Below are 19,077 nucleotides of genomic sequence, written 5' to 3'. Positions count from 1 at the left end.
CGAGACGGCTTTGAACCCGATCCGGCGATCGACCTGCACGTGTATCCGGCCGACCAGGGGGACGTATGCCGAAAGCCCAAGTGTTCGTTGCGATCTCTGTCGTGCTATGCGCGCTGATGGGTGTCGGCTGCACGCGGGCGATCGAAGGGCACGGCGTCTCCATCTATGACGATCCGTTCCAGGTGGCGGGATTGCCGACCACTGGTGGGCCGAATGGTCCACGCACCGGCGTCGCCGATTCGCCCCTCACCGCCACCAACGGCGACGGCGGCGACGTGGACAAGTTGGCGCTCAACGCGATCGACGACATCCAGTCCTACTGGCAGGCAGGCTTCGGCACCGAATTCCCCGGTGAGACCTTCGACCCGGTCGAGAAGCTGATCTCCTGGAACGCGCGCGCCGCCCGCAGTCAGGCGATCGAATTCTGCAAGGAAACCACCTATCACCTGGTCAATGCCGCCTACTGCCGCAGCGACAACTCCATCGGCTGGGACCGCGAGATGCTGCTGCCCACCATGAGCGAGACCTTCGGCACGATGTCGGTGGTGATGGTGCTCGCCCACGAATACGGCCACGCCATCCAGACCATGGCGAAGATGGTCACCAAGAAGACCCCGGTCCTGGTGAAGGAACAGCAGGCCGACTGCTTCGCGGGCGCGTTCATGCGCCATGTCGCGGAAGGCAAGTCGAACCACTTCACGATCAACACTTCCGACGGCCTGAATTCCGTGCTGGCCGCGACTGTTTCGATTCGCGACTCCGATCCCGACGACCCGGAGAGCGTGCACGGTTCAGCCTTCGAACGGGTCACCGCCGTGCAGATCGGGTTCACCGACGGGCCGCGCGGATGCAAGGGCATCGACGAGGACGAGATCGACTCGCGCCGCGGCAACCTCCCGCAGAGCTTCGCCGACGACAGCGGTCGCGGTGAGTACCCCGTCTCCAAGGAGAACCTGGTCGAGCTGAGCAAGGCGCTGCAGGCGATCCTGCCGGTGAAAGAGGCCCCGACCTACGACTACGCGGGTTCACGCATCGACTGCAAGGACGGCGCGGTCACCGACCCGGTCACCTACTGCCCCGCCAAGAACACCATCGCCACCGACGTGCCCGGCCTGGCCGAACGCGGCGCCACCGACACCGACGACGACGGCCCCCTGCCCGTGAAGGTCAGTGGCGACTACAACGGCTACGTGGTGTTCATCTCCCGCTACACCCTGGCCGTGCAGCGCAGTCACGGCCAGCAGTTGACCGGCGCGAAGACCGGTCTGCGCGCGGCCTGCCTGTCCGGAGTGGTCACCGGGAAACTCGCCCAGCCGGGGCGTCCCGTGAGCCAGGGCGACATCCAGCTGTCCGCGGGCGACCTCGACGAGGCGGTCTCGGGCCTGCTCACCGACGGCCTGGCCGCCAGCGACGCCGAAGGCAACACGGTGCCCAGCGGATTCTCCCGCGTCGACGCCTTCCGAGCAGGCGTCCTCAACGGCGAAACCACTTGCCTCTCGAGGTATTCCTAGCCGAACGGCGGCGGTGCGGCCGGTTCGTAGCGCAATACCCGGTTGCCGATCATCACCTCGGTGCCGGGGACGAGCACCATCGGCTGATTCGGCGTGAGCCGGACCCAGTCGCGATAGCCGGGGTGCCGGCTGCGAGTTCCGTTGGTGGAACCGCGATCGATGAGTTGCACGTCCCAATTCACCAGGTGCACTTCGGCATGCGCACGCGACATGCCACCGGAGGTGTCGTCGATACGTAGCGGGATGAGTCCGCGCTGAGCCGCGTCGGAGAACTCCGGGTCACGTCCGATCACCGCGTCGGCGGCCATCAGGTAGGTCATGCCGTCGTCGAGCACGAGCATGCCGAGCGGCGGGCGGACCACCTCGGCGAGCGCCTGGGTCTGGTCGACCGGCATGCCGCACACCGTGCAGAACGCCGAGCGCGGATCGCTGGGATGCGCACGCGCGCACTTGAACCCCATCACCTTCACCGCCAGCACCGTCGACTTGGCAGTGGCCTCGAGCCTGCGCTGCAGGTCGGGATCGGGTTCGGGCGCGGGATTGGTTCCGGAGAGCCGGGTTTCGGCATTGTGCGGGTCGACGATCGGGGTGTCGACCGTGCCGGTGACAGCGTCCATCAGCGACGTCGCGGGCTGCATCCCGGTCGCGGGCCGCTCGCTGGGTCGCGGATCTGATTGCGGCGCACGCGGTTCCCGATCGATGCGCGCGGTAGCCGGTGGCGGCCTGCGTGTTTGCCCCACAGGGTCCGCGGTCCGCACGTGACTGCGCACATCGTTGGACCACATCACGGCCCCGCCTGCCTGGGCGATTCCTTCGACGAGCCAACCGATTCCGCGTTCCGGCGGCAGATCCGGAATGCGCCCCTTGGCATCGTCGACGAACAGCGCGACAGCCTTCGCCGGCTCCGAGGCCACCCGATCGACGGTGAACGCCGCGTCGCTACCCCGGTAGTACTCCGGGCCCCGATCATCGGTGAGAACGGCAGTCACCGAGCCGTGCAGGAAGATTGCCACGCCCCCGTTGTCGGCGGCGGAGAGCACCCCGAAATCGATCGGCACACCCGGCGAAATCTGCTCGGCGTACTTCATCAACCATCGGGTCGCCTCACGCGCCACCACCGAACCCGGCCCCGACGGCGCTTGCTCGTGCGCGTCACGCACCAACTCCGCCAGCGATTCCAGCGCGATCGCCGCGGTATCACCGGGCGTGAGCTTGCCCTGCCCGCGATGCGCCACCACGATCACCGCGCCCGCGACCCGCGCGACCGCGTGACTTCCGAGCACCACTTCGACCTGCCGATCCCTCACAGGTATCGGCCTCTACCGGAACTGCACAGCAGGGGGGTCGCCATGTCATCCAGAGTATGGCAAGCACCCCACATCGGTCCCCCTGGGCGGGTTCGGTCCGGTAACTTCATACCGAGTAGCGATGGCGGAGGTACGCACCTCGCGGCGGACATCGAGGGGCTTGTGATGATCGGTTCGACCAGAGTTCGCATTGCGCTCGCCTTGGGTGGCGCCCTGCTCACCCTCACCGGCTGCGCGGTGAGCGGCACGCCTGTCGCCGGTGAGCCCGATGTGCGTGGTCTGGAGACCGGGACCTTCGCCACCGACCGGCACACCTACACCGACACCGCGGGCAACAGAGGCGCGATCGTCGAGGGTGCGCGGATGTCGGCGGCCGTGGTGCCCGCGTTGCGCATCGATCCATCGCTGTCGCACGGACGCGGCGGCGTGATCATCCCCGATATCGACAGCGCGCTGGATTTCATCGCCAATGTCTCCAAACCTGTTCTGGAGAACCGCAAATTCGTGACCGGCTATGTCGCGCTCGGCGCCGACAAGGCCGATCCCGAGGGCAAGACCCGCCCCGGCCCCGACGCGACCGCCCTGACCACGGCACTGTTGCGTTTCCCCACCGCGACCGCCGCCACCCTCGCCGCGCGCGAGCTCGAGGAGGTCGACCTGGCGGTCTCCCCCGACAACCGCAAACTCGCCTCCACCAAGTACCCCGACGCCTACCTCCATTGGCGCCCCGGCGTTCCCACCATCGGCGCGTTCCTCGCCCACAAAGAATTCGTGATCTCGCTGTTCATCCAGCGCCCCCGCGCCGACGCGACCGATCTCACGTCCTGGATCGACAAGAACCTCGCCGCCGAACTCGCCCAGCTCGCCGAGTTCGACCCCACCCCCGCCGAGAAGATCGCCGACCTGCCCGTCGACCCCACCGGGCTGCTGGCCCGCGCCGTAGTCGAGGACCGTTCCGCCATGCACCCCGGCCAGTACTCCTTCGCCTCCTATGCCCCTGAACACCTCATCAACAAGGCCGCCGACCTCACCGCCCGCCAGAACCTCATCGCCGCGACAGGGGTCGATGCCCACGCGGTCGTCGAGGGCGGCGCCGTCACCCGAGTCCGCGACCAGTCCGCCGGCCAATCCCTCATGCAGGGGCTCATCGATTCAGCGGGTCACTACGACCCGATTACCGCCCCCGCCGACGTCCCCACTGCGACCTGCCTGAAGCTCAACGACAAAGGCAACAAAGAAAACGACTACGTCTACCGCTGCTACGTCGCCTACAAGCGCTACCTGGCCATGGTCAGCGCCGACGGTGAACCCGAAGTACGTCAGAAAATCACCGCCCAGTACGCCCTGCTGGCCAATAGCTTGTGAGTTCGCTCGCCCCCATTCCTCGAAGGCGGTGACGTAGGATTCCGCCGACAATCGTTTCGGGGAGGAATGAGTTGCGAGCCACGAAAGTCGTCTGTGTCCTGGCGACCACACTGCTGACCACCGTCGTCGCGGCCTGCGGTGGTCCCGACGAAGTCGCCGCCACCGACGCCCCCGTTGACCTCGCCACTCTCGATGTCGGCAACTACCCGACCCAACCCCGCCAGGTCGGGGTGGTCTCGAACCTGGACCAGGGCCGCTTCATCGAGGCCGAACGCCTCGGCGACTTCGTACCGGCACCGGCCGACATCGATCCCCGATTCATCCACACCAACCCGACGATCGCGTCGGTATTCCTCGATGCCGAAGCCGCGCTCGGCAAGATCATGGCGGTCGACCGGTTCGCCGAGGTCGCCCCTGATTTCATCGGCGGATTCGTGAGCTCGGCAGAGACCGAGCCCAAGAATATGGGCCTCGACATGGTGAACGCGGTCATGATCTTCCCCGACGCGCAGCGGGCCGCCACCGCCGCCTCCGAGCTGGAGAAGCTCGATTTCGGCTACGCCCCGAACAATCAGCGCATCGAGATCCCTGGTTACCCCGCGGCGACCGCACACTGGCAGCCCGACCAGCAATCGATCGGATCCTGGTTCGCCACCGGCCATTTGGTGATCTACACCTGGTTCTACGACTACCTGAAAATCTACCTGGAGAAGGTCGACAAGCAGGTACTGCTCGATCTGACCCGCAAGAGCCTCGACACGATCGTCCCCTCGGTAGCGAAGTTCACCCCCACCCCCAGCACCGAACTGATGACTTTGCAGCGCGACCGCGAGGGCATGCTCGGCCGTACCGCACCCCGCGCCCGTGAGGATTCCTGGATCAACCCTCCCGGCGTCTACGCGGGCCGCACCGCCCGCCACTTCGTCTCCGACCCGGTGAGCACCACGAAGATGATCGACGACTTCGGCATCGACCTCTACGCCAACGACGGCGCCGAGGTCTACCGGGCCCGCGATATCGCGGGCGCCCAGGGTGTCCGCGACGAACTCGGCGGCCTCACCCGCAAATTCACCGCCTCCGCCGCTCCGAAGAACCTGCCGAGCGCCAAGTGCAAGGAATACATCGGCAGGCAGCAACGGATAGCGATCCGCTTCTATTGCGCGGTGTCCTACGACCGCTATGCCGCCTACGTCTGGTCGAACCAACTCCTCGACGCCCAGCAGCGGATCTCGGCCCAGTACGCGCTGTTGGTGAACGCGAAATGAGAATCCACTACGCCGCGCTCGCGGCCACCCTGACCCTCGTGCTCACCGCGTGCGGATCCACCCTGTCCGGTCAGGCACTGCCCGGCGAGATCGATGTCCGAACCCTCGACGTCGGTTCGTACCCCACCGAGCCGATCAACGCCCACGACGACGATCCCATCCCGCCGTTCTACGAGATGTACGAGGTAGCGGCGATGCGGATCGCCGACTACGTGATCAACTCCCGCGACGTCGACGCCCAGATGACCTACGGCAAACGCGCGACCACCGTCTCCGCCGGCGTGATGCCCTCCGCTCTCGGCGACGAGCCCGCGATGTCGGCCATCGCGAAGAAGCACAAGATGCTGTACGGCTTCGAATCCAGTGGCGCCTCGAAGGATTCACGCGTCGAAACCTACGGCGGCTGGCCGACGAAGAAGGCCGACAACAGGCTCACCGCCACCACCATGGTGCTCCAGTTCCCCGATGCGGAGCGAGCGTCCGCCGCGGCGAAAGAGTTCTACGACACCGACTTCGGTATGCAGGAGGGTCGCAACCAGCCGGTCGCGGTCGCCGGACACCCTGCGGCCCTGTCACATTGGCGCCCGGACTCCCCCTTCCTGCGCACCGTTCTCCCCCACGGCCCCTATGTGATCGCCTTCCTACTGTCGGTGGCCACCCCCGACCAGCAAGCGCTCACCACCCTCGCCTCGACCGCCTACACCGAGCAGATCGAGGCACTCGCCGAAACCACCCCGCTGACCGACGAACAGGTCATGGACCTGCCCTGGGACCCCGACCACCTCCTGATGCGAACCCTCAACCCGGACCAACTGGCCACCCCCGAGGGCTCCGGCTACTACCTGGTCACCGGCAAGCACGGCATCCTGCACTACTCCGGCGACCAACTCCCCACCGATCGCCACTACATCGACGAGCAGCTCACCAAGATGAGCGCCCAGCAGGTGGCCCTGTCCTGGGGCTCGATCGGCATCCGCACCCCCGACGCGCAAACCGCCCGCCGCGCGGTCACCGAGAAGATGTTCCCCTGGCAGGTAGAAGGCGAAGCCGCCAACCCACCCAACCTCCCCGATTCCGCCTGCGTAGACAACAAACGCCCAGGCGCGTCGAAACGCTTCAGCTGCATCCTCGCCTACAACGAATACGTCGGAATAGTGAGCAGCAACCAGCTTTTGGACGCCCATCAACGTGCGGCCGCGCAATATGCGCTATTCGCCAACAGCCAATAATCCCACACCGGCCACCCCCTTCGGAGTCCGATATGCTCCAGCCGGGAGAGCGGCAGTGTGCGGCATTGAGTCAGGAGATCGTAAAAGATGGTGATAAGCCACGGCACCATCGTCGGGGGGTACCGCGTGCAGCGAGTGCTCGGCGCCGGCGGCATGGGCACGGTTTACCTGGCCAAACATCCCAGCCTGCCGCGGATGGACGCGCTGAAGGTGCTCAGCGCCGAACTCAGCCGCGACCCCGAGTTCCGCGCCCGTTTCGAACGTGAGGCCAATCTCGCCGCAGGCCTGGACCACAACAACATCGTCTCGGTCTACAACCGCGGTGAAGAGCACGGTCAGCTGTGGATCGCCATGCAGTACGTCGACGGCACCGACGCCGCCGCCGAACTCGCCCGCGACCCGCACGCCATGACCCCGCTGCGCGCCCTGCGCATCACCACCGAGGTCGGCAAGGGCTTGGACTACGCCCACCGCCGTGGCCTGCTGCACCGCGACGTCAAGCCCGCCAACTTCCTGCTGTCGAGCAGCGACGGCGAAGAAGAACGCATTCTGCTCACCGACTTCGGTGTCGCGAAATCCACCGACGACGCCACCGAACTCACCCAGACCGGCAGCTTCCTCGCCACCATCGCCTACGCCCCGCCGGAACAACTCAGCGGCGCCTCCCTCGACCACCGCGCCGACATCTACAGCCTCGCCTGCGCCTTCTACAAACTCCTGACCGGCCAAAACCCTTACCCCGCAGTCCAACCCGCCATGGTCATGATGGGCCACCTCCACGAGCCCCCACCCCAGGCAACCCGAGTCCGTCCCGGCCTCCCCCACGCCATCGACCACGTCTTCGCCCGCGCGATGGCCAAAAACCCCGCCGAACGCTTCGCCACCTGTCGTGAATTCACCGACGCGGCATCGAACGCGCTGACTCCGGGCTTCAACCCCACCGGCCACAACACATCACCGACGTACCCGATCCAAGTGACGCCGCCCCGCGAGTACACCGATCCTCGGGCACCGGTATCGCTGCACGGCTTCACCGCGTCCACTCCGACCGCTCCGAGCAAGACCAAGCGCGCGGCAGTGATCGGCGGAGCAATCGTGCTCGTCGTCGGAATCGGCACCGGAGTCGGCATTTGGGCCGTCGGCGGATCCGACCCGACGACCGGCACCACCACCAGTACATCGGCCTCAGCCCTGCCGCCGATCGAGCAGGAGCGCAAGGACAATCCCCAGTTTGCGGGCAAGACTGTCACTCTCCTCGATGTCACGCAGCAACCGAACAAATTCGGACTTTATTTGACCGGCAGCCCGCAGACGCAGTTCTTGGAAAAGCTCGGTTTCGTCTACAACTTCAAGTACACGAATACCGAAGGCGTTCCGTCACCCAAAGTGGTCTCGGACAGCTCGAGCGCACTCGAAGCACCGGACGATAGCTATGTCATCGTGCTCCGTAGCGACGAGAAGGCCGGTGGCGGTGGACTTCTCGGTCTCCCTTACGGAATAACTAGTTCACGCGCAATTGTCGTTCCCATCGACGATCCCAGCACGGTGTCCGCCATGCGGAATTGGTCACCCGAATCCGAGGCACTGATGATCAGCAAGCTGGTTCCCGTCCTCAAATCAAAGATCAGATAGAGAAATCCGAAAACTACCGCCGGGGGATATTTTGCGTTCTGAATTGAAATTATCAAAAGCACTGAGAAAACGAGCATGCAAAGCGGCATTGAGCGCAACAGTTTCTGTCGCATGCCTTTTGGTGACAGGCTGCGGGGGCGAAGCGAGCCCGGCCGGCCCGGTGGCCGCTCCAGAGGTACAGGTCGACCTGAGCAAGCTCGAAATGGGGAACTACCCGAGCAAACCGAATCCTTTGGGAATGGTTAAAACCGACGACGAGGCAGCGCTGGTCGAAGCGCGACGCATTGCCGAGGCCATGCCTCTACCAACAGAGATCGACCCAGCGCTGAATTTCACAGACCGATTCAACCAGAGTCGGACGTTCACAGATGTCTCGCATTACCCATTGTCGCGAGATCTACTTATGAGCCGCGAAGATTTCAATACTTTCGCACCTGGATTCATATCCGGTCATTACAGCGAGGGACGAACTAATTTCAATGGGAATCTCTCTTGGACATTGAACAACTTCGCTCTTCTGTTTACTGACGCCGAGGCAGCCAAGAAGGCCGTGCCATCCCTGGGCGTCAAGCACAAAGAAATTCTCGGGGCGCACTATGAAGCCACGCAGCTCGCACGATTTCCCGAGGCTCATGCCGTATGGACCCCACGATACGATTCGATATACGTGTGGCATTCCGTGGGTCAATTCTTGGTACTGACTGTCGTCAGAGACAACCTCGGTGATCAAATCGGATCCGACGACCTACCCGGGTTGCAATCCAAGGCCGAGAAGGTCATTGCGGCAATCCAGCCCAGTTTGTCGAAATTCACACCGACTCCACGCGATAAATGGAGCACACTGGACCGCGATGTCGACGGAATGCTCGCCATGACAGTTCCCGCTACTAACGACTCCGTAACCGACGGCGCCACGATTCCCGCTACATATCAGAAGCACGGCGCATTGCAGGTATCACTAAATATCACCGAAGACCAGCGATTGTTCGATGAAACAGGCGTTGACCTGGCCGCTTTCAACGGCGGGGAACTATATCGAACCAAGAATGCGGAGTCCGCGCAACTGCTCGAAAAGCGACGGGGCGAACGCGGCCGTTTGTTTATTACGGCACCGAGCCCGCAAGGACTACCGTCTGCCAAGTGTCACGAAAATCGTGAAAAATTCCGCGGCGTCAACCCACGGTTCTTCTGTACGATCAGTTTCGGGAGGTATGCGGCCCAGATATCCGCAAACCAATTAACCGATGCACATCAGCGCATTTCTGCCCAGTACTCGCTATTGGCGAACTCTAAATAAGCCAGACGAAAGCGAGGACAGATCATGCGCAAACACGTTGCCAAAATTGCGGTCGCAGCTATTATTTCGTCGATTATGGCATCAGGCTGCGGATCGCACGTCGACGGAACAGCATTCCCCGGCGAAATCGATGCCAGAACCTTGGATGTAGGGAAATACCAGACGCTCCCGGTCAGCGCCTACTACCAGTACAAGCATGGCTACAGATACGGTCAGGAACTGGCAGCTATGCGCCTCGCCGACCATCTCGTACTCGGCACCGATGTTGATCCGAGCCTGAAGTACGGAGCATGGGGTTCGTTTACATCTGAAACCTTGTTGAGCGAGTTCAGCGACACCGTGAAGCCAGCACTCAAAGAGCATCGGCTACTTTACGGATTCAGTACGGGGAGCACCGACAAGGAACACTTCGGCCCGTTTACGCTGTCGCCCGGCGATGACGTCCTGGCAGATTCTCAGCGTTCACTCGAACCGACCTACTTCGGAATGCGTGTAATGCAGTTTCCCGACGAGGGCGCAGCACGGCGCGCGGCCGAATCGATCGAGGTCCTCGATTTCCAGGTAGCCGCTGACCAGAACCAGAAGCTGACCATCGACAAGTACCCGGCGGCCCACGCGCACTGGCGCCCCGGAGTACCGAGCATGGCCGCGAACATCGCCCGCGGCAGCTACGTCGTGAGCCTGCAGGTGGGTATGCCGTCAGCTGCTGACCTGCCACAAATGAAGGATCTCGCCAGCCGAGTTCTGGATGCTCAGTTGCCACGGCTCGACAAGTTGCCGGCGCTCACGCCGATGGAAATTCTGATGCTCGATCACGATCCTGCCCATGTGCTGGAACGCGCGTTGAACCGCGAACAGTTGGGCGGGCCGGAAGATACGCGGTCGGCCTCATACGGTCTCCAGGGCTTCCTCCAGGTACAACGTGCGGAGCAGGAACATCGGGGCCTATACGAGGAAACCGGCGTCGATCACATCGGGATCGGCTGGGACGCAACCGTTTTCCAGGCACGAGACGCTTCTGCTGCGGAGAAGTTCCAGGCCGGGATGTTCGAGGGCCCGCGATTCGGCCCGGCGAACTCGCCTGCCGCAGTGCCCGCTACCAACTGCATCGAGAACAAGGTCACCTCTAGTGACATCAAGCGGTACTCGTGCTCGGTGCGTTATCGGCAATACGTCGGGGTGGTCAGCAGCCACCAGATCAATGACGCGCATCAGCGCGCGGCTGCGCAGTATGCCGTCTTCGCCAACGCCCAGTAGCTGACGTTGCGCAGATGCTCCTGTCCAACAACGGCGGCGGAGTGGGGTGTGCAGACAGCGTCGCGATCGGTATGGTGATACGCGAAGTGCCGCTGGCCTTGTGACTCGGGCTGTGGCAGGGGAAGGAGGGGGAAAGATTCGCGGACATGTCGGCCTCGTGTCGCTCGGGCGACGGCGGAGCCATGAATCCGCAGGTACAGCAGGGTGGACATCGACGTCATCCCGGGGGCCGAAAAAATCTCGGAAGATGTGGGAACCGATCCACCCTGGCTCGCGTCCAATCATATGAACGGGTCGACCGGAGCAGTTGCTCTCGACTCCCAGCAACCGGAAGGAACACACCATGGCGGGTCAGCTCAGTGCCAGTAAAGAGGCAATCGACGACTTCGTGAAGACCTCCGAGCAAAGGCATCTGGATCTGGTCAACGGGATCAAGGCGCTGAAGACTCTCGAGGATCAGACCACTGCAACGTGGAGTGGTGGCGCCCGCGCGGCGTTCGACTCCTTCATGGAGCGTTACTACTTCCAGGCCGACAAGCTCAACGACAAGCTCCTCGAGACCTGCGAGAACCTGCGCAATGCCGGGAAGCAGTACGACGAGCAGGACCACGACTTCGCCTCGCAGGTGAAGGCCCAGGTCAGCTCGCTCGATCTCCCCGCTCTCTGATCCGACCCCACCACACTTAGTAAGGAGCCATCGATGGCAGGCAACGACGTCACGCGGATTTCCGCTAACTTCGGCGAGGTCGAGGCCGGTGCTCAGCGCATCGTCCAGGATGCCCGCGGCATCATGACCCAGCTGGAAGACTTCCACAAGCAGGTCACCGACTTCGTCACCAACAACTGGGCTGGTGACGCGAACGATGCGTTCACTCAGCTGCAGGCACAGTGGAACACCCACGTGCAGCAGCTCAACACCACCCTCGAGGGTGCGGGCACGCTGGTCCAGTCCGGCAACTCGGATCTCAAGGGCACCGACACCGCTCTCGCGGGTCTGTTCTGATCTCAGCACGCCACAAATCAGGCCCCGGCTCACAGCCGGGGCCTGATTTGTTTCAGGAACAGTGCACTCCCACGGCAGCCGCATTCAGAAAGGGAGCGGGGTACACACCTGAGCGAGCTGTCCTAGAATCCAGCTCGCTCGAGGTATTTCAAGGCGGAGTCCTTGTCTTTGAACCCTGACATCGACGTGTACAGCTTCGTTGTCGTGTTGAACGTCTCCACCGTGGCTCCGCCACCCGGGATCGTGTCGTCGATGCGGAACTTCTTCTCGCCCTTATCGATCAGCCACTCCGGGTGCTGGCTGCTCCATTGACGGAGCAGCTTGTCCGGGTTGGTATCGATCCAGGCGATCGGGTAGCGGTCGATGTCGACGGCCGTCCTGAGCAGGCCTACGGTGAGGCTGTTCTTGGCCGGGACCGTGAACACCACTCGCACCGCGTACGGGTCGTTGCCGATCGGAGCCTTCTCGGTGATGTTGTTGACCGCGACGACGTCCCGCAGGGATGCGGGCAACGCTTCGAGGACAGCCTTGGCGTCCGCCGAAACAGATTGTGGGGCGGCCTTACTCGTCGTCGGTGCCGCTTTGGAAGTGCTCTTCGCCGAGGTGGGCGCAGAGGGCGCTTCCTGGACTGCCGATGGGGGCGCTGCGACTGTTTTCGCTTCGTCGTCGCCTCCGCTGGAGACAGCGACAAGCCCGACTACCAGCACACCGACCACGACGACAGCACCGCCGACCAACACTAGCGGCGATCTCCACCACGGGTTCTGGTGCGGCGGTTGAGGCCATCCCTGCTGCGGCTGTTGACCCCAACCTTGTTGTGGGTGTGGCTGACTGCCCTGCTGCGGATGCGAGCCGTATTGCGGCGGCACACCATGCGGCGGGTGCGTCGACGGATATGGCTGCCCGGTGTACTGCGGCGGCGAACCCGGCCCAGGAGCCCAACCCGGACCTTGCTGCGGCGGTGGATAAGTCATGGTTTCCCCTCCCATTTCACAGGGCGCACCCGATGCGCAGGCGACCCGCTGCGAGCGTACTTGCGCACACCGCCGAACCCGAATCGAGAAAATCCGCCCGATCTCCGGATGCGCACGGGAGATGCCTACATAGCGCTGATTCGCACACCGCTCAGAATCGCGTCCAGGTCTGCCCGATAGCGGGCGACGTTGGCGACGGGGGGCTGGGTGGCTATTTGAATGGGGTAGAACTTGTCGCCCAGCGGATAGGCGAATTCCAGGTAGTCGTGGTGGGAGTCGGCGGTGGTTCCGGTGGTGAGGTGGGCGGTGTTGCCGCAGATCTGTACCTCTTCGGAACGTGTTCGGTGCCAGTCGGATTCGTTGGGACGGAGGATTCGGAGGGTATTGCTCGCGGCATCGGCGGTATTCGCGGGGCTGAAGGTGGCGACGGTGACCGTGGCCATGCCGAAGGGTGGGTCGGCGCCTTCGATGGCCGCCTCGAAACGGTGGAGGACGAGACCGCCACCTTCGACCGGCCGGGTCGACCAGCCCGGGGGCTGTGGTGCGTGGATGGTGAAACCGGCCGAGTGGGTGGTGGTGGCGAAGGCAATGTCAGCCGGGCACGAGGGCGCGTTCGAAATCGTCAGGTCTGCGGGGGTGCAGGCCAGGATGCACGATGCCAACAGTGCGATGAGGAAAGTGCGGATCATGGCCCGACGTGGACGGCTCCGACAACCTGCTCACAAGCGGACATCACACCGGCCCAACCATTTTCGGCGTATTGGCAGCCCACACTGACTTGGACGCCGCGTTCGACCAGCACCTGCCAGCGGACGGTTGAACCATCGGCGGGGCGTTCTTCGTAGGAGAGGCCGGGGCGGCCTGCGAAGACTACGTCTCGGCGGACAGGGGTGACTGTGCCTGCGGGTTTCTTGGCGATTTGGGCGGCGAGGTCGGCGGCGACATCGTCGTAGCCCGCCCCGGCAGTGACCGGTTTCTGGGTGATGGTGATGCGATGGCGGGCGGCATCGTCGGGGACGAGGTCGGCACGAGCATCGGTGGCGGTGGTGCGATGCCAGCCCGCGGGGACTTCTACGACGACTCGACCGACTGTTTCGGTGGAAGGCTTCGGCTTCGGCTTCGACGACGTGGGCAGAGGCGCGGAACTGATGGTTGTCGGCACGGCGGCGGTCGCGACGGCGGCGGTCGCTTCCTGATCACCGGAGCCGAACAAGAAGAAGCCGCCGACAGCCGCCGCGGCAACGACAGCGACCAGGGCCGCGGCGCCGATGTAGAGGGGACGACGGTCGACCGGATTGGTGGCCGCGGCGCGTTCGCGCAGGGGTTGCATCCACTCGGCCGCCGGTGGAATGTTCGGCGTGTAGGCCGGGGTCTTCTGGGTCGGGCGGGCGAGGTCCGTGCCCGTCAGTGGACTTACGGTTACCCCTGCACCGCACACACTTTCGACGACCTGTCTGACCGCGTCCAGTACCGCAGGATCGGTCGTGCCGAATACCTGTACGACGTCGGCCGGGCGGTCGGTAAGCAGGCGACCCAGAAGCGCCGCGAGCTGGCCGAAGCCGTCCTCGCCGGCGAGTTCCGAGGCCGCGAGGTTGGGTTCGACCTCGACCGCCTCGACATGAGTGCCGTTCGTGTCGTAGATGACCGACGAGGCCGAGGTCGACAACATGCCGAACTCGATGATCGCGGTGCGGCGGCTACGGCTGGCGGTGACGTCGACCGCCGACGCACGCAGCGCACAGGTCTCGAAGACAACCTCATGGGTGAATTGCTGCGCCGCGGTACCGAACAGGTCGAGCTCGGGCCGCCCCCACGAGGTGGGGTGCACGACGACGATCCGCTCACACAATGGCGTGACGCGCAGGGTGTCCATGATCGCCCCGAGCACCGCGGACACGGCCTGGCCCACCGTCGGCATCCGAGGCGGCAACGCGATCACGCCGCCTGCCAGGTACTGCACCACCGACACCGCCTGGGTGGGCGGGGTCAGCGGCTCACCGACGACGAGATCGGAACCGTTGCTGCCCAACACCACCGACGGCGCGACATCCCAATGGGTGGTGGCGCCACGCGCCCACACCTTGGCTTCGCTGACAACGAGCTCGACGACGGTCATTCCGCTTGCGGCATCCACGCGGTCTGGACCAGGCCCTCGGTATTACGCGTGACGAAGGTGCCGCGCCCGGCGGGCTTGGGGCCGGGACGGGTGGTACCGACCATGACGCCTTCGTCTTTGCTGCAGCTCATCACCAGCGCGGCCGAACCGAGGTCCTTCATCCGCGCCAGCGTCGCCTCGTACATGGCGCGGCTGGCGCCACCGGAGCGACGAGCGATGATCAGGTGGAAACCGAGGTCTCGGGCGTGCGGCAGATGCTCCACGAGCGCCGAGACGGGGTTGCCCGATGAGGTGGCGACCAGGTCGTAGTCGTCGACGAGCACATACAGCTCAGGGCCGGTCCACCAAGAACGCTCACGCAACTGCTGCGGCGTCACCTCGGGACCTGGGGTCCGCTTGGCGACATAGGCCGCGAGGTCGGCCATGTTCTGGGTGAATTGCGGTGCGGTGGAACCGTATCCGGCCTGGTAGCCCTCAGGAATGATGCCCAGCATCGAACGGCGGTAGTCGCCGACGATGAACCGCGCCTCGTTCGGGGAGTTCGACGCGGCGATGCCCTCGATGATCGAGCGCAACAGCGTGGTCTTACCCGACTCGGAGTCGCCGATGATGATGAAGTGCGGGCTCTCCGCGAAATCGATGTAGACCGGAGCGAGCTCGGCCTCGTTGATACCGATCGGGATACGCAGGCACTTGGTCGCCGGATCGACCCGCGAGGGCCAGTTGCCCGCCAGGTACAGCAGCTGTTCGCGGGGCAGACTATCGGGCAGCATGCGGACCTGCGGTGCGGGACGTCCCGGTGTCATCCGAGCGATCGTCTCGACGGCGCTGGACACAGCCTGACCAAGGTTCGACGGATCGGCGGAACCGTCGATCCGCGGCAATGCCGTGAGCATGTGCAGGCACTCGGCGGTCATACCGCGACCCGGCCGACCCTGCGGAACCAACGACGCGAACTTGCGACCGAGGTCGGAATCCATCGGGTCACCGAGGCGGAGCTCGATACGGGTGCCGATCTGGTCCTTGAGCGCGGGACGAGCTTCCGCCCAGCGCGCGAGTGCGATCACCACGTGCACGCCATACGAAAGACCCTGCACCGCAAGGTTCATGATGACCTGCTCGAGTGCGTCGAAATCCTGGCGGATCGAGCCGTAGCCGTCGATCACCAGGAACACGTCACCGAACGGATCCTCGTGCGCGCCCGCGGCAGCCGGGCTCGACGCCGGATCCATCGAACGCAGTCGCCGGAACTCGACCATCGACTCGATGCCGAGCTGACGGAACTTCGCCTCACGGGTGCGCACGATCGTGGTCATCTCGGCGACGGTGCGCCGGACCTGATCCTCGTCGAGACGGCTGGCCACCGAACCGACGTGCGGCAGGCCGAGCAGGCTGGTCATCGTGCCGCCACCGAAGTCGAGGCAGTAGAACTGCACCTGTTCGGCGGTGTGCGTCAATGCCATCGCCATGATCATCGAGCGCAGGGCGGTCGACTTGCCCGACTGCGGACCACCCACGATCGCGACGTTGCCTCGTGAACCCGACAGGTCGACGACGAACGGGTCGCGGCGCTGGTCGTAGGGGCGGTCGACGATGCCCATGGGGGCACGCAGGGTGGCGATCGCGGCGTACTCGCCGGTGAGGATCGAGCGCGGCACGAGCTGGTCCATGGTCGGCGCCTCATCGAGGGGCGGCAGCCAGATCTCGTGGGCGGGCCTGCCGTGGCCCGCGATCCGCGAGACCAACATGTTCAGGTTCGACATCTGCTCGTTCTCGTCGCCGAGCGGCTCCGGCTCGAACTCGGCTTCCACCGGCAGCGGCACCCGGTCCGCCGCACGGAAACCGACGTGGGTCGCAGCGAAAGGCCGTGCGTTGACATCGATTTCGCCGCCGACGATGCCGGCGCTGGTGACCTCGCGCGCCGATCCACCACCCACATACGGGCCCGATACGTACGAAGCCTGGAAGCGCTGGATCTCGCCCGAGTCGGATTTCAGGTAACCGCCACCGGGGGTGCTCGGCAGGTTGTAGGCGTCGGGGACGCCGAGGACCTGGCGGGACTCGTTGGCGGAGAAGGTCTTCAGGCCGATGCGGTAGGACAGGTGCGATTCCAGGCCCTTGAGCTTGCCTTCCTCCAGACGCTGCGAGGCGAGCAGGAGGTGGACCTGTAGCGAGCGGCCGAGTCGACCGATCATCACGAACAGTTCCGCGAAGTCGGGGTGCTGGGTGAGCAGTTCGGAGAATTCGTCGAGCACGACGAACAGCGCGGGCAGCGGGTCCAGGTCGGCGCCCGCGGCGCGGGCCTTCTCGTATTCGGAGACGTTGGCGAAGTTGCCCGCCTGACGCAGAACTTCCTGGCGGCGGTTCATCTCGCCGGCCAGCGCGTCTTTCATACGGTCGACGAGGTCGGCTTCGTCTTCGAGGTTGGTGATGACCGCGGCGACGTGCGGAACGCCGTCGAGGCCCAGGAACGTCGCGCCACCCTTGAAGTCGACGAGGACCAGGTTGAGCTGGTCGGGTGAGTGGGTGGCGAGCAGGCTGAGCACCAGGGTGCGCAGGAATTCCGACTTACCCGAACCGGTCGCGCCGATGCACAGGCCGTGCGGGCCCATGCCGTTCTCGGCGGCTTCCTTGATGTCGAGTTCCACCGGGGCACCATCGGCGCCGATGCCGAACGGCACGCGCAGACGCTCGCGGCCGTAGCGGGGACGCCACGCGCTGGCCGGGTTGAAGTTGCCGATATCGCCCAGGCTCATCAGCTGCGACCAGGTGGAGATCGTCTCGGTCTCGTCGGTCTCGACGTCGCTGCTGCGCTGGGTGGCCGCGCGGTAGGGCGCGAGCCTGCGGGCGAGCTGCTGGGCCTGCTCGGCGCTGACGCGGTCGATGGTGGCGAAGCGTTCCTGGTTGCCGGTGGCGCCGCGACCGAGGCACTCGCCGTCTTCGACGACCATCTTGATGCCACGCGAAACAGCAAGGCGCGGTGCGTAATTGCACAGGTCGATGATGGTGACACCCTCGAACCCGGACTCGCGCAGCTGGTCGTCCTCGGCCTCGAGCAGACCGCCGTCGACGACGATCACCACGTGCACCATGTTCGGGTTGTTCGGCTGGTTACGCGAGTAACGCACCCGGTTGCCGAGCAGCGGATGCAGCCCGCTCATGGCCTCGCGGATGGAGCCGTAGAACATGCGCTGGGTGCCGATGCCGTCCTGCACCTCGGGGTGCTGGGTGTGTGGCAGCCACTTGGTCCACTCCCACTCGCGCGCGGTGTCCGGGCCACAGACCACGGCGACGAGCACCTGGTCGGGCGCCTGGAACATGCACAGCTGCAACAACATCGCGCGCGTCATGTCGCGCGCCTGGGCGCGGTCGCCGTCGAGGGCGACGGTGCCGAAGCCCTTCACCGCGATGGCGGTGGGTAGGTCGGGAACCGTGGAATGCGCGCGTACGAAGCGGCGCAGCGAGACCGCGGCGATGGGCTCGAGTTCTTCGACCGGGCCGGTTTCCGGGGCCACCAGCCTGGTCGCCAGGCGCTGGCCGCCGAGGCCGATGCGCGCGTGGCAGAAATCCTTGTCGCCGGAGCGGCGCTCCCACATCCGGCTGGTGCCCGCGAGCATCCAGATCAAGCCGGGTTCGGGGTGGCTCCACTCGACGGCGGCACGCTGCTGCTTGGCGGTCTCGTCGACATCTTTACGAACCTGATCGAGATAGCGCAGGTAGTCCTTGCGATCCTCGTTGGCCTCAGCGGCTTTCGCGCCCTTGCCGCCACCCTGTCCGAACATGGTGACCATCGACATGATCATCATCATCGGGAACATCATCGACATCGGGTTGGACAGCATGCCGCTGCCCTGGGTGAACATCAGCGCCATCATGCCGACCATGCCGACCACCATCACGACGGGCATCAGCTTCATCAGCAGGCTGCCCGGGGTGATCCGCGGGATCTCCGGCGGCGGCTGCAACGTGACCTCGCCACCCGGTGTACGCGGCATCTCGCGCCGGGCACGGCGCTGGAACCTGACGGTGCTCATGGTCGAAGACTCCCCCTGCTTGACTACTCGCTCATCTGTCGTCGCGACGGGCTCAGTGTAGAGGTCGCGGCCGACATGTCGTATGGT

Annotated in this window: 14 protein-coding genes; 9 read left to right on the top strand and 5 right to left on the bottom strand. The window is 64.7% G+C overall.

Going from position 1 to position 19,077, the window contains the following annotated elements; all coding sequences use genetic code 11:
- Positions 1–65: 65 nt before the first annotated feature.
- A complete protein-coding gene (locus IBJ82_RS12035; RefSeq protein WP_194825952.1) occupies positions 66–1,511 on the top strand; it encodes a metallopeptidase in 1,446 nt (481 codons plus the stop codon).
- Here the strand turns inward: IBJ82_RS12035 and IBJ82_RS35335 are convergent.
- Positions 1,508–2,818, bottom strand: coding sequence for an FHA domain-containing protein (locus IBJ82_RS35335; RefSeq protein WP_194825951.1), 1,311 nt, complete (start codon positions 2,816–2,818; stop codon positions 1,508–1,510). The two genes, IBJ82_RS12035 and IBJ82_RS35335, sit on opposite strands and share 4 nt — an antisense overlap.
- 165 nt (positions 2,819–2,983) lie before the next feature.
- Here IBJ82_RS35335 and IBJ82_RS12025 point away from each other — a divergent pair, with 165 nt between their 5' ends.
- From IBJ82_RS12025 to IBJ82_RS11990, 8 genes are all read left to right on the top strand, one after another.
- Entirely contained in the window at positions 2,984–4,183 is a 1,200-nt protein-coding gene (locus IBJ82_RS12025; protein WP_194825950.1) for a hypothetical protein, read from the top strand.
- Positions 4,184–4,254: 71 nt separating this feature from the next.
- On the top strand, positions 4,255–5,448 hold the full coding sequence (locus IBJ82_RS12020) for a hypothetical protein (RefSeq protein ID WP_194825949.1): 1,194 nt from the start codon (positions 4,255–4,257) through the stop codon (positions 5,446–5,448).
- A complete protein-coding gene (locus tag IBJ82_RS12015; protein ID WP_194825948.1) occupies positions 5,445–6,677 on the top strand; it encodes a hypothetical protein in 1,233 nt (410 codons plus the stop codon). Before IBJ82_RS12020 ends, IBJ82_RS12015 begins: the two co-directional genes overlap by 4 nt.
- Before the next feature lie 87 nt (positions 6,678–6,764).
- Positions 6,765–8,309, top strand: coding sequence for a serine/threonine-protein kinase (locus IBJ82_RS12010; protein WP_194825947.1), 1,545 nt, complete (start codon positions 6,765–6,767; stop codon positions 8,307–8,309).
- Between the two features lie 31 nt (positions 8,310–8,340).
- Positions 8,341–9,606, top strand: coding sequence for a hypothetical protein (locus tag IBJ82_RS12005; RefSeq protein WP_194825946.1), 1,266 nt, complete (start codon positions 8,341–8,343; stop codon positions 9,604–9,606).
- A gap of 24 nt (positions 9,607–9,630) precedes the next feature.
- Positions 9,631–10,863, top strand: coding sequence for a hypothetical protein (locus IBJ82_RS12000; protein ID WP_194825945.1), 1,233 nt, complete (start codon positions 9,631–9,633; stop codon positions 10,861–10,863).
- A gap of 343 nt (positions 10,864–11,206) precedes the next feature.
- Positions 11,207–11,530, top strand: a complete 324-nt coding sequence (locus tag IBJ82_RS11995; protein ID WP_194825944.1) for a WXG100 family type VII secretion target — start codon at positions 11,207–11,209, stop codon at positions 11,528–11,530.
- Positions 11,531–11,563: 33 nt separating this feature from the next.
- On the top strand, positions 11,564–11,866 hold the full coding sequence (locus tag IBJ82_RS11990) for a WXG100 family type VII secretion target (protein WP_194825943.1): 303 nt from the start codon (positions 11,564–11,566) through the stop codon (positions 11,864–11,866).
- A 122-nt stretch (positions 11,867–11,988) separates the two neighbouring features.
- Here IBJ82_RS11990 and IBJ82_RS11985 read toward each other — a convergent pair whose 3' ends face one another.
- From IBJ82_RS11985 to eccCa, 4 genes are all read right to left on the bottom strand, one after another.
- Positions 11,989–12,606: a hypothetical protein gene (locus IBJ82_RS11985; protein ID WP_194825942.1), complete on the bottom strand. Its 618-nt coding sequence runs from the start codon at positions 12,604–12,606 to the stop codon at positions 11,989–11,991.
- A gap of 359 nt (positions 12,607–12,965) precedes the next feature.
- Positions 12,966–13,529 carry a hypothetical protein gene (locus tag IBJ82_RS11980; RefSeq protein WP_194825941.1) on the bottom strand — a complete coding sequence of 188 codons (564 nt, stop codon included), beginning with the start codon at positions 13,527–13,529 and terminating at the stop codon, positions 12,966–12,968.
- Positions 13,526–14,956, bottom strand: coding sequence for a type VII secretion-associated protein (locus IBJ82_RS11975; RefSeq protein ID WP_194825940.1), 1,431 nt, complete (start codon positions 14,954–14,956; stop codon positions 13,526–13,528). The genes IBJ82_RS11980 and IBJ82_RS11975 overlap by 4 nt, the downstream gene beginning before the upstream one ends.
- Entirely contained in the window at positions 14,953–18,990 is a 4,038-nt protein-coding gene (gene eccCa / locus IBJ82_RS11970; RefSeq protein WP_194825939.1) for a type VII secretion protein EccCa, read from the bottom strand. Before eccCa ends, IBJ82_RS11975 begins: the two co-directional genes overlap by 4 nt.
- Between the last annotated feature and the right edge of the window lie 87 nt (positions 18,991–19,077).

Origin of the sequence: Nocardia sp. XZ_19_231, assembly GCF_015355705.1 — a bacterium.
Lineage (GTDB): Bacteria > Actinomycetota > Actinomycetes > Mycobacteriales > Mycobacteriaceae > Nocardia > Nocardia salmonicida.
This window is presented reverse-complemented; position numbering and strand designations above follow the sequence as displayed.

Excerpts from the sequence above, each read along its gene's own strand:
- IBJ82_RS12035 (WP_194825952.1), top strand. The coding sequence starts at position 66 with ATGCCGAAAGCCCAAGTGTTCGTTGCGATCTCTGTCGTGCTATGCGCG.
- IBJ82_RS12025 (WP_194825950.1), top strand. The coding sequence starts at position 2,984 with ATGATCGGTTCGACCAGAGTTCGCATTGCGCTCGCCTTGGGTGGCGCC.
- IBJ82_RS12015 (WP_194825948.1), top strand. The coding sequence starts at position 5,445 with ATGAGAATCCACTACGCCGCGCTCGCGGCCACCCTGACCCTCGTGCTC.
- IBJ82_RS12010 (WP_194825947.1), top strand. The coding sequence starts at position 6,765 with ATGGTGATAAGCCACGGCACCATCGTCGGGGGGTACCGCGTGCAGCGA.
- IBJ82_RS12000 (WP_194825945.1), top strand. The coding sequence starts at position 9,631 with ATGCGCAAACACGTTGCCAAAATTGCGGTCGCAGCTATTATTTCGTCG.
- IBJ82_RS11995 (WP_194825944.1), top strand. The coding sequence starts at position 11,207 with ATGGCGGGTCAGCTCAGTGCCAGTAAAGAGGCAATCGACGACTTCGTG.
- IBJ82_RS11990 (WP_194825943.1), top strand. The coding sequence starts at position 11,564 with ATGGCAGGCAACGACGTCACGCGGATTTCCGCTAACTTCGGCGAGGTC.
- IBJ82_RS11980 (WP_194825941.1), bottom strand. The coding sequence starts at position 13,529 with ATGATCCGCACTTTCCTCATCGCACTGTTGGCATCGTGCATCCTGGCC.
- IBJ82_RS11975 (WP_194825940.1), bottom strand. The coding sequence starts at position 14,956 with ATGACCGTCGTCGAGCTCGTTGTCAGCGAAGCCAAGGTGTGGGCGCGT.
- eccCa (WP_194825939.1), bottom strand. The coding sequence starts at position 18,990 with ATGAGCACCGTCAGGTTCCAGCGCCGTGCCCGGCGCGAGATGCCGCGT.